Origin of the sequence: Pseudemcibacter sp., assembly GCF_965661635.1 — a bacterium.
Taxonomy (GTDB): Bacteria; Pseudomonadota; Alphaproteobacteria; order Sphingomonadales; family Emcibacteraceae; genus Pseudemcibacter.
Genome location: NZ_CBFIEP010000080.1, coordinates 1 through 13,281 on the forward strand (window position 1 = coordinate 1; position 13,281 = coordinate 13,281).

Annotated in this window: 15 protein-coding genes and 1 tRNA gene; 3 read left to right on the forward strand and 13 right to left on the reverse strand. The window is 41.9% G+C overall.

Features of this window, described 5'->3' with window-relative positions; all coding sequences use genetic code 11:
• Positions 1 to 551 precede the first annotated feature (551 nt).
• The 7 genes from ACTF6W_RS05690 to gyrA form a co-directional block, all read right to left on the reverse strand.
• Positions 552 to 627: transfer RNA gene (locus ACTF6W_RS05690), tRNA-Lys, on the reverse strand.
• Positions 628 to 704: 77 nt separating this feature from the next.
• Positions 705 to 1,844: a tRNA guanosine(34) transglycosylase Tgt gene (gene tgt / locus ACTF6W_RS05695; RefSeq protein ID WP_438993581.1), complete on the reverse strand. Its 1,140-nt coding sequence runs from the start codon at positions 1,842 to 1,844 to the stop codon at positions 705 to 707.
• Complete coding sequence (gene queA / locus ACTF6W_RS05700; RefSeq protein ID WP_438993582.1) at positions 1,841 to 2,881, reverse strand: tRNA preQ1(34) S-adenosylmethionine ribosyltransferase-isomerase QueA; 1,041 nt, start codon at positions 2,879 to 2,881, stop codon at positions 1,841 to 1,843. Before queA ends, tgt begins: the two co-directional genes overlap by 4 nt.
• Positions 2,882 to 2,897: 16 nt before the next feature.
• Positions 2,898 to 3,371 (reverse strand): peptidylprolyl isomerase, encoded by a 474-nt coding sequence (locus ACTF6W_RS05705; protein WP_438993583.1) that lies wholly within the window; start codon positions 3,369 to 3,371, stop codon positions 2,898 to 2,900.
• A gap of 9 nt (positions 3,372 to 3,380) precedes the next feature.
• Positions 3,381 to 3,902 (reverse strand): peptidylprolyl isomerase, encoded by a 522-nt coding sequence (locus ACTF6W_RS05710; protein ID WP_438993613.1) that lies wholly within the window; start codon positions 3,900 to 3,902, stop codon positions 3,381 to 3,383.
• Positions 3,903 to 3,971: 69 nt separating this feature from the next.
• On the reverse strand, positions 3,972 to 4,481 hold the full coding sequence (gene coaD, locus ACTF6W_RS05715) for a pantetheine-phosphate adenylyltransferase (RefSeq protein ID WP_438993584.1): 510 nt from the start codon (positions 4,479 to 4,481) through the stop codon (positions 3,972 to 3,974).
• A gap of 3 nt (positions 4,482 to 4,484) precedes the next feature.
• Positions 4,485 to 7,259 (reverse strand): DNA gyrase subunit A, encoded by a 2,775-nt coding sequence (gyrA, locus tag ACTF6W_RS05720; protein ID WP_438993585.1) that lies wholly within the window; start codon positions 7,257 to 7,259, stop codon positions 4,485 to 4,487.
• Between the two features lie 335 nt (positions 7,260 to 7,594).
• Between gyrA and ACTF6W_RS05725 the strand changes: the two genes are divergently transcribed.
• On the forward strand, positions 7,595 to 7,771 hold the full coding sequence (locus ACTF6W_RS05725; protein WP_438993586.1) for a YqaE/Pmp3 family membrane protein: 177 nt from the start codon (positions 7,595 to 7,597) through the stop codon (positions 7,769 to 7,771).
• 4 nt (positions 7,772 to 7,775) lie between these two features.
• On the opposite strand, the gene ACTF6W_RS05730 is transcribed toward ACTF6W_RS05725, so the two are convergent.
• The 5 genes from ACTF6W_RS05730 to ACTF6W_RS05750 all read right to left on the reverse strand — a co-directional run bounded on the left by ACTF6W_RS05730 (position 7,776) and on the right by ACTF6W_RS05750 (position 11,879).
• Entirely contained in the window at positions 7,776 to 9,176 is a 1,401-nt protein-coding gene (locus tag ACTF6W_RS05730) for an MmgE/PrpD family protein (protein WP_438993587.1), read from the reverse strand.
• 3 nt (positions 9,177 to 9,179) lie between these two features.
• On the reverse strand, positions 9,180 to 9,947 hold the full coding sequence (locus tag ACTF6W_RS05735) for an amino acid ABC transporter ATP-binding protein (protein WP_438993588.1): 768 nt from the start codon (positions 9,945 to 9,947) through the stop codon (positions 9,180 to 9,182).
• A gap of 2 nt (positions 9,948 to 9,949) precedes the next feature.
• Positions 9,950 to 10,693 (reverse strand): amino acid ABC transporter permease, encoded by a 744-nt coding sequence (locus ACTF6W_RS05740; RefSeq protein WP_438993589.1) that lies wholly within the window; start codon positions 10,691 to 10,693, stop codon positions 9,950 to 9,952.
• A gap of 26 nt (positions 10,694 to 10,719) precedes the next feature.
• Positions 10,720 to 11,577, reverse strand: a complete 858-nt coding sequence (locus ACTF6W_RS05745) for a substrate-binding periplasmic protein (protein WP_438993590.1) — start codon at positions 11,575 to 11,577, stop codon at positions 10,720 to 10,722.
• Between the two features lie 77 nt (positions 11,578 to 11,654).
• Positions 11,655 to 11,879, reverse strand: coding sequence for a hypothetical protein (locus ACTF6W_RS05750; RefSeq protein WP_438993591.1), 225 nt, complete (start codon positions 11,877 to 11,879; stop codon positions 11,655 to 11,657).
• Between the two features lie 215 nt (positions 11,880 to 12,094).
• Between ACTF6W_RS05750 and ACTF6W_RS05755 the strand changes: the two genes are divergently transcribed.
• Positions 12,095 to 12,253: a hypothetical protein gene (locus ACTF6W_RS05755; protein ID WP_438993592.1), complete on the forward strand. Its 159-nt coding sequence runs from the start codon at positions 12,095 to 12,097 to the stop codon at positions 12,251 to 12,253.
• A gap of 12 nt (positions 12,254 to 12,265) precedes the next feature.
• On the forward strand, positions 12,266 to 12,697 hold the full coding sequence (locus tag ACTF6W_RS05760; RefSeq protein WP_438993593.1) for a DsbA family protein: 432 nt from the start codon (positions 12,266 to 12,268) through the stop codon (positions 12,695 to 12,697).
• Positions 12,698 to 12,751: 54 nt separating this feature from the next.
• On the opposite strand, the gene ACTF6W_RS05765 is transcribed toward ACTF6W_RS05760, so the two are convergent.
• Positions 12,752 to 13,249 carry a single-stranded DNA-binding protein gene (locus ACTF6W_RS05765; RefSeq protein WP_438993614.1) on the reverse strand — a complete coding sequence of 166 codons (498 nt, stop codon included), beginning with the start codon at positions 13,247 to 13,249 and terminating at the stop codon, positions 12,752 to 12,754.
• Between the last annotated feature and the right edge of the window lie 32 nt (positions 13,250 to 13,281).

Consider the following 13,281-nt stretch of genomic DNA (forward strand, 5'->3'; position numbering starts at 1 on the left):
TTCCAAGTATGCTTGTTCCTGTGCTCGTTCCTGACGTTCCTCATATGCTGCCTGTAATTGAAGACCAAGGAAGATTCCGATCACGACGATCAGTATTTCGATGATGATCTGAGACCAGTTCTGGTGTCGGATGGCGGACGCTAGGCGACGAAGTATCATTATTCTCTCCCCTTGATGAAGAGAGCTTATCTTAATTGCCGTTTGAGGTCAAAACGCTCTTCTGCGACTGTCCGCTTTGGGTCGAAAGCAGACATAAATAAATTTCTGTAGATTTAAAGATATTTATGCAAATTTCTTGATCCAAATCAGAGAAGTCCGCCAATTTTCTTATTATTTTACAGGTACAAAATTAAGGAGAAAGATTATGCAAACAGAAAGTAAAACTATTTCGCCCATCGTTATTATTATGGTTTCGTTGATTACAGCGGTCACCGTTTCGTACTTGGTTGTATACTAGTATTAGATTGGCCCTGGCAGTCTTTAACGTAAAATCATAAGCAAAATATATTTAAAAACAAAAAAACCCGCTCGAAAGCGGGTTTTTTGATAAATGGTGAGCCCGACAGGGTTCGAACCTGTGACCTACTGATTAAAAGTCAGTTGCTCTACCAGCTGAGCTACGGGCCCTCATGAAGAGATGAGCGGAACATAAGGCCACTCGATTAATTGGTCAATAGAAATTTGACACTTTTTTGATAAAAAATTCAATCAATTGGCTCAATATCGCCAAGTGCGCGTGTTTCATGGAATTTTTCAACAAAATCGGATAGTTTTTTCTGCGATATTGCCCCTCTTAACACCGCCATCAGATCCTGATAATAGGTTAAATTATGTTCCGTTAGCAACATTGGGCCAAGAATCTCACCACTTCTGATTAAATGGGAAATATAGGCGCGACTATAACTTTGGCACGCTGAACAATTACATTCGCTATCCATAGGGCGTGGATCATCTGTATGACGGGCATTTTTCATGTTTAATGTACCGCGTCTTGTGAATGCTTGTCCTGTTCGGCCGCTACGGGATGGCATAACGCAATCAAACATATCAATTCCGCGTTCTACCGCGCCAACAATATCATCGGGTTTTCCGACGCCCATTAAATAACGTGGTTTATCATGCGGCATATGTGGCATGGTGAAATCAAGCACTTCAAACATAACGTCTTGCCCTTCCCCAACCGCAAGGCCACCAATGGCATAGCCATGAAAATCAATTTCCTTAAGGGCCGCGGCGGATTGCGCACGCAAGTTTTCAAAAACACCGCCCTGCACAATACCGAAAAGGGCATTATCCTTTGCATGATCCGACCCATTATGAAACGCATCATAGGAACGCTTCGCCCAGCGCATGGAAAGAAGCATGCTTTCTTCCGTCTCTTTTTCCGTCGCGGGGTAAGGCGTACATTCATCAAATGCCATCACAATGTTTGAGCCGAGCAATCGTTGAATTTCCATGCTGCGTTCGGGGCTTAACATATGTTTGCTACCGTCAATGTGGGATTGAAAGGAAACCCCCTCTTCTGTGATTTTGCGAAGTTGCGCCAATGACATTACCTGAAATCCGCCGCTGTCCGTCAAAATCGGACGATCCCAATTCATAAATTGATGAAGGCCGCCAAGCTTTGCGATGCGTTCTGCGGTTGGACGTAACATTAAATGATAGGTATTCCCAAGCAAAATATCAGCGCCCGTTTCCCGAACCGTTTCTGGTTTCATTGCCTTAACGGTGGCGGCAGTGCCAACCGGCATAAAGGCAGGCGTTCTTATTTCACCACGAACCGTATTTATAACGCCTGTACGGGCTTCGCCGTCCGTTTCGGTAACATCCATATTAAATGTCATGTTTGGTCCTCTCGCATGAGAATACTGCTGTCACCATATGAATAAAACCGATATCCACTATCGATAGCATGATTATAGGCCGCTTTCATATTTTCAAATCCTGCAAAGGCACTTACTAACATAAACAACGTCGATTTCGGAAGATGGAAATTGGTCATTAAAATATCTACGCAGCGAAATTGGTAACCGGGAGTTATAAATATATCGGTGGCGTCCGCAAATTCACGCGTGATACCCTCTTCATCCGTTGCGCTTTCAAGCAATCTTAAGGACGTCGTACCAACCGCAACTACCTTATTACCGCTCCTATGGGTTTCATTGATTAAATTGGCCACGTCAGCGTTAATTTCACCATATTCTTCATGCATTTTATGATCATTGGTATCATCAACCTTAACAGGCAAGAACGTTCCCGCGCCCACATGAAGCGTTACATAAGCACTATTTATTCCATTATCAAATAAGGCCCTCTGAAGGCTATCAGTAAAATGTAAACCCGCCGTTGGTGCGGCAACCGCGCCGTCATGCTTACTATAAATGGTTTGATAATCTTCTTCGTCGCGCTCATCAATGGGGCGCTGCGATGCGATATAAGGCGGCAATGGCATCACACCCGCTTCTTTTAACGCATCCCCAAGATCATTATCGGTTTTATTAAACTGAATGGTAACTTCACCTGCATCACCCTTATGGGTAACGAGCGCATCAAGACCACCGTCAAATTTTATAACATCATCCAGCTTTAATTTTTTTGCTGGCTTCGCAAATGCTTTCCATACGCCACCCGTCATATTCATATGCAGTGTAATTTCCATATTTGCATCACGGCGTTTTCCTTTTAATCGCGCAGGAATAACACGTGTATCATTGAAAATCATCAAATCACCAGCATTAATAAAATCAGGTAAATCCTTGACTTGGCTGTCTTTTAACTCATTTCCATTGACCACAAGCAACCGCGCCCCGTCACGGGACGGGGCGGGTCTAATTGCAATGAGCTCTTTTGGAAGCTCGAAATCGAACTGGTCAACTTTCATGAAGTTTTCTTATGCTTTATGCGTCAGCAGCAACTTGCATTTTTACGATTTTATCAGGATCGCCATTCATGCAGAAATCCATCCCTTCGCCGCGCTTAAGGCCATCGACGTGATCCATACCATCGGTCACTTGGCCCCAAACGGAATATTGACCATCAAGGAATGTCGCATCACCAAAACAGATGAAAAACTGACTATCGCCACTATTTGGGTCTTGTGAGCGCGCCATTGAACAGGCACCACGTGTATGCGGTGTTGAGGAAAATTCCGCAGAAATATTTTTACCTGAGCCGCCCATACCAGTTCCATCAGGATCACCACCTTGTGCCATGAACCCTTCGATTACACGGTGAAAAGTAAGTCCGTCATAAAAACCTTGTCTTGCAAGCTCTTTAATACGTGCAACATGTTGCGGCGCAACATCTGGTAATAATTCAATGGTGACACGCCCAGCCTCAAGATCGAGGTATAAAGTATCTTCTAAACTCATATTTTAATCCTATTCTTTAACGTCTGCAGCAACCTGCATTTTAATAATTTTATCAGGGTCTGTCATGCCTTCTACTACTACGCCCTTTTTAATTCTGTCGGCATAACGCATACCTTTTACGACCTCACCCCAAACGGTATATTGCCCGTCAAGATGTGGTGAAAAGCCAAGACATATGAAAAATTGACTGTCTGCACTATTAGGGTCGGTGGCACGCGCCATAGAGACCATACCCTTATAATGTGGTGTGTCTGAAAATTCAGCATCCAGGTTTTGACCCGAGCCACCAGACCCTGAAATTTCAGGGTTTGCACCGTCCGGATCACCGGTTTGCGCCATAAATCCTTCTAATACACGGTGAAAAACAAGACCGTCATAAAAACCTTGCCTAGTTAATTCTTTGATGCGCGCTACATGCTTTGGTGCCACTTCAGGCATCATTTTTATCACCACGCGACCATCTTTAAGATCAAGATAGATAGTATTTTCAAGATCAAGTTCATTATCATGCGCTGTTGCAATTAAGGGCATTACCCAAATAAAAGCAAAAGCAACAAACGCCTTTAAAGATATTTTCATCTGTACGTCCTGTTAATTTGTTTAATTTTTACCAAGTTTCTTGAGAACATTCTTACGAATAGAAGGTGTCACAAATTTGGCAATTTCACCGTCATATATGGCAATTTCTTTCACAAGTCGAGAGGCAATCGCCTGTAATGATGGATCAGCCATTAAAAAAACTGTCTCAACATCGGGATTAAGTTTATCATTCATCGCTGTCATTTGAAATTCATATTCAAAATCAGATGTCGCCCTAAGCCCACGAATAATAACTGATGCGCCAACCTCTTCTGCAAAATGCATAAGTAGACTATTAAACGGCTTAACTTCAAATGTTGCTGAATTTGCATCAGCCACAATGTCCATTTCACGTTCAGTCATTTCTATACGCTCTTCAATACTAAAAAGCGGGTTTTTAGCGGGATTATTAGATACACCGATAATAAGATGATCAACCAAACTCGCGCCGCGCTTAATAATATCCAAATGGCCCAAGGTTATTGGGTCAAATGTGCCAGGATAAAGTCCAATTCTCTTTTGAGTAGCCATCGCTTACTCCTCGGGATTAGTGTCCTCATCAGAAACGTCAGAAGCATCTGCATCTGCATTATCAGCTTCATCACTGCCTTCTGCGTTTTCTTCTGCGTTTTCTTCGCCGTCGTCCTCTTCATCATCCTCTGTTTCTTGAATGCGGTCAACAGAAACAATATTTTCTTCGTCACCAACCTTAAAGAGTGTCACACCTTGTGTATTACGACCCGCAATCCGAACATCATGAACAGGCACACGGATCAGTCGACCTTGATCTGTCACCATCATCAATTGATCTTGAACTTCAATCGGGAATGCGGCAATCACATCGCCATTTCGTTCCGATGTTTCAATGTTGATCAATCCACTACCGCCACGTCCGGTAATGCGATATTCATAGGATGATGTCCGCTTACCGTAACCATTGACGGTAATACTTAGAATAAATTCTTCACGTTCTTCTAGTGCCGCGAGACGTTCTTCATCAATTTCTTCAGGTTTTTCAGGATCTTCACCACGACGTTTTGCGGCAGCATATCTTAAATAGGCAAGTTTTTGTTCCTGGTCCATATTCACATGATGCAAGATCGACATGGAAACAACTTCGTCACCGTCCGCAAGCTTAATACCGCGAACACCATCAGAATTACGTCCTTTAAAGAGCCTCACTTTAGTAGCTGGGAAGCGAATACATTTACCGCCCTTTGCAGCCATCAAGACATCATCATCTTCGTTACAGGCAGCAACACCAACCAAACTATCACCCTCAGAAAGTCGAATGGCAATTTTACCGTTTGCACGTACATTAGAAAAATCTGAAAGCAGGTTACGCCGAACATTCCCTTTTGCTGTAGCAAAAATCGCATGAAGGTTTTCCCAACTATCTTCGTCTTCAGGAAGCGGTAGAATTGTAGAAATTGTTTCACCTTGTTGTAAAGGCAGAAGGTTAATCAACGCCTTTCCTTTTGATGTCGGTGAACCAAGAGGCAGTTTCCAGACCTTTAACTTATAAACTTGACCAAGATTGCTAAAGAAAAGAATAGGTACATGAGTATTCGACACAAAGACATTTGATAAAACATCTTCTTCTTTGGTGCTCATGCCGCTGCGCCCCTTACCGCCGCGGCGTTGTGCCCTGTAAGTATCAAGAGCAACACGCTTAATATATCCGGTTGTTGTAACCGTCACGACCATATCTTCAACTTGAATAAGGTCTTCATCTTCAAACCCAAATGCATCTGCTGCAAATTCACTGCGACGCGGTGTGGCGAATTCTTCGCGGTACGCGATAAACTCATCACGCATAATACCGTAAAGACGTTCACGGCTTTGAAGTATATCGATATAATCTTCGATCTTTTCAGACAATTCTTTAAGTTCATCACCAATATCATCACGACCAAGTGCCGTTAAACGGTGAAGTCTTAATTCGAGGATCGCACGAACTTGTTTTTCAGAAAGCTTATATTTACCGTCAACAATCATTCGTCCCGGTTCATTGATAAGCTCAATATAACCAGAAACGTCAACAGCATCCCAATCTTCAGCAAGCAACGCTTCACGGGCAGCAGCCGGATTTGGCGCTTTACGGATCATTGCAACGACTTTATCAAGGTTATTAACCGCTATAACCAGACCAACTAACAAATGAGCACGATCACGTGCCTTACCAAGTTTATATTTCGTGCGGCGCGTAATCACTTCTTCACGGAAGCGAACGAATTGCTCAATAACATTATGCAGGTTAAGGACTTGTGGACGTCCACCGCTAAGAGCGAGCATATTGGCACCAAAACTTGTTTGAAGCGGTGTATAACGAAATAATTGATTTAAAACCACGTCAGCAACACTATCACGTTTTACTTCAACGACCACCCGAACACCATCGCGATCACTTTCGTCACGAATATCTGATATGCCTTCAATCTTCTTTGTTTTCACGCAATCAACAAAATTTTCAATCATGCGTGATTTATTCACCTGATAAGGAACTTCAGTAATAATGATCGCTTCGCGGTCTTTTTTAAATTCTTCGATATGTGTACGACCACGCATAATAACAGAGCCACGCCCCGTCATCTCCGCTGAACGCGAACCCGCCCCCCCCATGATTAATCCACCCGTTGGAAAATCCGGACCGGGCACTATTTCAACAAGTTCTTCAAGACTGATTTCAGGGTTATCAATATAAGCGCAGCAAGCATCCAACAATTCACCGAGATTATGTGGCGGAATATTCGTTGCCATACCTACCGCAATACCCCCCGCGCCATTAACCAATATATTAGGGAAACGCGCCGGCAACACTGTCGGTTCATGTTCACTTTCATCATAGTTCGGCTGAAAAGTTACCGTATCTTTATCGATATCTTCAAGAAGACCACTTGCGGTTTTTGCCATGCGCGCTTCTGTATAACGCATCGCTGCTGGTGGATCACCATCCATGGAACCAAAGTTACCTTGACCGTCAATAAGCGGAAGACGTAACGAAAAGTCCTGAGCCATACGTACCATTGCATCATAAATCGCACTATCACCATGTGGATGGTATTTACCCATCACATCACCGACAACACGCGCCGATTTACGGTATGGCTTCGTCCAATCATAATTATTTTCATACATGGAATATAGAATGCGACGATGAACGGGCTTTAGCCCGTCTCTCACATCCGGAAGTGCCCTAGACACAATTACACTCATCGCGTAATCGAGGTAGGAATTCTTCATTTCCTCTTCAATTGTGATATTGGATATACTTAAATCCGGCGTCTCAGAAGCAGTATTATCGGTCAATATATAGCCCTTTGTTTGGTATTATTTTACTATACTCACCATATTAAGCACCCCACACAAAACATGATGATTTTATCCTTAAATTTATACAAAATATTCCCCTTCATAGCAAGCAATTGAACCATAATTTATCGCTTTTTTTATAATTATATTTCAGCAATTTAAATAATATTTTTTTACCTTATTTTTCAATAACTTAAACAATAAAAAAATTTCGAAAAATTACATATTATTTTTAAAAAATAAGAAAAATATAAATAAAACACTTGCTCAATATCACTATTCGGATTTATGGTATTTTGTGGGGCCAAACAAATCGAAAAAGGCAACACAAAATGAACAAACTTCTATTAATTCTATTATGCATTTTCTTACCACCCGTCGCAGTATTTATAATGCGCGGTATAAGCGGTGCATTTATATTGAATATTATCTTGGTGTTGTTATTTTTTGTCCCCGCAATAATCCATGCTCTATGGATTGCGATGAGCGATAAAAAAATAGGGAAATAACCCCTTATAATAACTTAGAAAATTGATTGATATCATGAACCGCCGGTATTTCTTTTCCGGCGGTTATGATTTTCTGACGTTGTTCATCTGAGTAATGATTTGCAGTGAGCTCCGCAAACTTATGTCCCATATCACCCCAGGACATAGGGCGCTGCGATGATCCTGCAGGGTAATCTATTCTTTCCGAATATTTAATATCGCCGACAACAATTTCAACCTTCCCGGGAAAACCACCCGTTTGAACATGAAATTCCGTTAAATCCTCATCCGCAATAATTTCTATTCTTTCCATCATTTGAATAATCTTTTGGTCAAAAATGGCTGGTTCTTCAAAATCATGCATCGATATATCGTCTTTTTTAATCACGGCCAATGCAACCGCATATGGCAGACTAAACCGTGCCGCCATATGATTGCTTATTTTATGTGTTGATAATGTTTTTGCGCTATCGGCTTTAACCTGCACAAAAACCTTATCAATATCATCTGAATTAATCCCTTTATCAATACAAATTGCTTTGGCAGCTTCAATGGCACTATGAACCCCATAACAGCACGCATATTTCTTCAGTGAAATATTGCTAATATTTGGTGTGCCCCCTTTTGGTACTTTCAATTCTTGGCCATCGCCGTGACTGTGGCTAGCAACGATACCCATTTCACCGGTGACAACACGGTCACTTGCTGTCATTCCATGTTTCACAAGATCCGCCGAATTAACAGCAAGCTGTGCGGCTTGCCCATTGACCCAATCCTTATCCATTCCAAAGGACCCGTTTCCGGGGGCAAGTGATGGCATAAGACCGTTTGGCGAACATGCCCCCGCCATCCCCATGGTATATGCAATTTGTTTTATATCTAAATTTAACAGTTTTGCGCAGGCAACAGATGCCCCTAGCGGTCCAGCAATACTTGTGGTCCTAAACCCTCGACCTTCGCTTCTATGGCGTCGTCCAACGGCCCTAAGGACGGCAATTGCCACCTCAAGTCCTGCTGCAATGGCTGTTATCAGCTCTTCACCACTTGATCCTTCCCGTTCCGCAACGGCAAAAGCCGCGGGGATAATCGTAACACCTAAATGACCATTATTACGCGGATCAACGACAACATCCTGATAATCAAGAATTTCTGCCCATGTACCATTACATAATGCAGCGAGGTTAGCTGGCATTTTACCCCGTCCAGACCATAGAGTTGATCCCTCTTCGGATTTATTATGTTTTAAATTGAAATCTTCATTGATAAGTCCGGAACCATGTTTTTCATTATAAGCACCAATCGAAATGATAATCACATCAAATATCATTTGTGCAATATGATCACGCGCACTTTCATCAATATCAGAATAAGAAAGCTCATAAGCATATTTAGCAAGCAACCAATCTGGTGAAGTATCAGAATTCATAACTTACATACTCATTCTTTTAAGAAAACTACGAAGCCGTTCTGACTTTGGCGCATTAAAAAATTCTTGCGCTGGCGCTTGTTCGACAATGACGCCTTCATCAATGAATATGGCTCTATCCGCCGTATCTCTCGCGAAATTAAGCTCATGCGTCGCAAGGATCATCGTATGTCCTTTCTCCGCCAATTCTTTCATAACTTCAATAACTTCGCCGACACGTTCTGGATCAAGCGCCGATGTCGGCTCATCGAAAAGCATCACTTCTGGTTCCATCGCAAGCATTCTTGCGATCGCCACCCTTTGTTGTTGACCACCCGACAAAGTGTCGGGATATTCATCTTTCCAATCCAGAAGTCCCACTTCTGTAATTCTTTCAATTGCAATTTTCTCAGCGTTCGCCTTATTCATTTTTTTGACGATGCGTAATGCTTCAACAACATTGCCCACAACCGTGCGGTGCGGCCACAAATTAAATTGCTGAAACACATAACCAATTCGACTACGTTGTCTGGCCAATATTGTCTGATTTGCTTTTTTTAAGTCACCATTTTCGAGTGGCTCAAACCCAATCGGGTCACCATTAATATAAACGGTTCCTTGGGCTGGACTATTAAGCTGATTGATGCACCTAAGCAATGTTGACTTTCCGGAACCTGACGGCCCTAAAATACAGACAACTTCACCTTGCGCCACCTCAAGGTCAATACCTTTTAAAACCTCTAGGTTGCCAAATGATTTATGCAAGTTTTTAATATTCACCGCAGCGGTCATGACTATAGCCCTCCTTGCGGTTTTATTTGAAAGGCGGACTGGCTAATTTGCTTGAACCTTTGCCAAAATGGAACTTTTTCACGATTAACCCACGCTAATTTATATTCCAAATACATCATAAATAATGATGTGGTATATGCCATAATCAAATATATAACAGCAACTACCGTGAATACCTCAATCGGTCTAAAGAAGTTAGCGATAATGATCTGCCCCTGATACATCAATTCTGCCATACCAAGTACGGAACAAAGGGATGATAATTTAATGGCGGACACAAACACATTGCCAATCGCCGGTATCATTCTATAGGCTGCTTGGGGTACCACGACCCTACGCGTTATTTGCCCCGGCTTAAATCCAAGCGCAGCGGCGGCCTCAATATGCCCCTTATCAACCCCTTGAATACCCGCACGAAACACTTCAGATAAATACGAACCCACATTTAATGCCATCGCAATTACAAGCGAAGTAAGCGCATCAAGCTGAAGCCCCGTCACAATGGGAAGACAATAATAAATCCATACAATTTGAATAAGCCCGGGTGTTCCCCTAAATACCTCAACGTAAATTATCAGCGGTAAGGCAAATATTTTTCTGGCTCTTAGCCGCACTATCGCGACAAAAAGCCCAATCACCGTTCCAAGAGCCATCGTGAGCAATGAAAGCAGAATTGTTGTCTGAATGCCCTCTAATAATAGTGGGAAATTATTCCAAACAATGTCGAACCGAAATTCAAATTCCATATTAAATGCTCACGAAGATAACTTTATTATTTAACATCACCGATTAATCGTGTTGGCGCGACAACGGCATCAAGAACAACATCAGGATATATTTCTGCCTGTTTGGCCATAAAATTCGTTTCAATGATCGTATCAACAAATGTATTCATATAATGAAGTAGGTTATGCTGACATTGTGGCATAACAAACCCCGCCCCAACGGAACGTGGTGATTCCGGTAAAACCACGACTTCGGCCCAATCGGAATTAGCACGTGCAATTTGTTGCGTTTCAACGGAGCCTGCCCCCATTGCAATAGCACGCCCACTGGCCACTTCTTGTTCCGGTAAGGCAGGCGGTGCAACTGATTTTATTGTCGCATTTGAGAAAAATTCTTTATCGTTTTCCGTATATGTAATATGCGCTGCACTACCTAGGCGCACAACAACATTTGAACCGGGCTTATCAATATCCGAAAGCTTAGTAATATTCTTATCTTTACGTACCAAAAATGTTTGTGATCCAATGACAACAGGCTTCGTAAACCAGACGGATGCCGCCCTGTTTGGGCGGCGCGCTACATTGGAAATAACAATATCAAATTTCCCAGATTGAAGTCCTGCAATAAAAGTATCCCATTTGGCTTCAACCCATTCGACTTCTACTTTTAATAATTCTTCGCCTAACATGTTGCCGGCATTGACGAATGCACCTTCTAATTCACCTCTCATATTTCTATATTGAAATGGCTTTGAATTAATCCATCCAATACGGATTTTCCCGCGCTTTAAAATTTCTTCAAGCATATCAGGTGCTGTGCTGCAATTTGCGGCAAACGCCGGAACACTTACGATAAATGATAATATGACGCTTAAAATAACGATAATTTTTTTGATGATATTCATCCGAATTTTTCCCAATTGAAAAGCTTAAAACAGGTTTCAATATAACTGTATTAATTACAAGATTTAATAATTACCCCTTATTTCTTATTAGCCTTTTTTTCTGCTTCCGCCGCAAGACGTAATGCTTTTAATTTATCGGCTTTGCTTCGCACTTCTTTTGCTCTTGCTTCTTTTTCATTTATAAGCTTATTGGCCTTTATTTTTGCTGGCTTCCGATCTTTAAACCCACCTTGATCACCGCGTTCTAATGCTGCAAACATTTTATCATCAGCCGTATTTGGCCGTGTTGCTCCTGATCCCATTTTCTAAGCTCCTTTATTAATTATTTATCTTCAAAAATTTATTATTGAAAAACCTATAAATCAGGTTCCATCATATCGGACTTAATTGCAAGAATTTTATCAGAAAGGATGGTTTCTTATTGAGAAAATCTTGCCTTCCCTGCAAGAAATGAAATTAATATTGCTATTATTCTATTCGAGGAATAGTTTTCTTGAAATGCTGGAGCTAGAAACAAATGAATTCAAACCTATATTATATTCATGACCCCATGTGCGCGTGGTGTTATGGTTTTGTAAATACCTGGGAGAAAATTCAGCAACAATTACCGTCAAACGCTGCGCTCAAATATGTGGTGGGCGGCCTTGCACCAGACAGCGATCAGCCAATGCCCTAAGAAACACGTCAAATGATCATTGGGGCATGGCATAGAATTTCAGAAATGCTAGGCACAGAATTTAATTTCGATTTCTGGATCAAAAATAAACCACGCAGATCAACATACCCCGCCTGTCGTGCCGTTCTCGCTGCACGCGCACAAAATCATGAAAAAGAAATGATCAATGCTATACAACAAGCCTATTACCAAAGAGCACTAAACCCGTCCGATGATCACGTTTTAATTGATTTAGCAAAAGAAATATCACTTGATACCAATAAATTCATAACAGATTTAAATTCGGATAAAATTAAAAACCAATTAATGGATCAAATCAGCTTATCAAGAAAATTAAGCCATAGAGGCTTTCCGTCACTCGTGCTTGAAACAGCGGGTAATATTATTTTATCGATCATGATTATAGCAATGCTGAAACCACACTTTCTAAGATTATTGGTTTAATAGAGTTCCCAAAATAAAAAAGCCCCGCAATTGCGAGGCTCTTTTCTTTATTCTCTAAAACGGGATCTCGTCATCGAAATCTGATCCGCCGCTACTTGGGGCTGATCCGCCGCCACCTTGGCCACCGCCGCTAAAGCCGCCGCCTGATCCGCCGCCGTACCCGCCATCATCGCTGCCGCCGAAACCGCCGCCGCTATCATTGCGACCGTCAAGCATAGTTAGTTCGCCGTTAAAGCGTTGCAACACAACTTCAGTTGTATATTTTTCAACACCTTGTTGATCTGTCCATTTACGAGTTTGAAGTGAACCTTCAATATAAACCTTCGATCCTTTTTTCAGGTAATTTTCTGCCACTTTACAAAGATGCTCGTTAAAAATAACCACGCGATGCCATTCTGTGCGTTCGCGACGCTCCCCACTTGAACGGTCTTTCCATGTATCGGATGTCGCAATACTTAATTGCGCGATTGGTGAACCATCATTTGTGTGTCTAATTTCAGGATCACGCCCCAAATTACCAACCAAAATTACTTTATTTACGCTTGCCATGATGTATCTTTCTTTAAAAGTGCGAATCTAATATG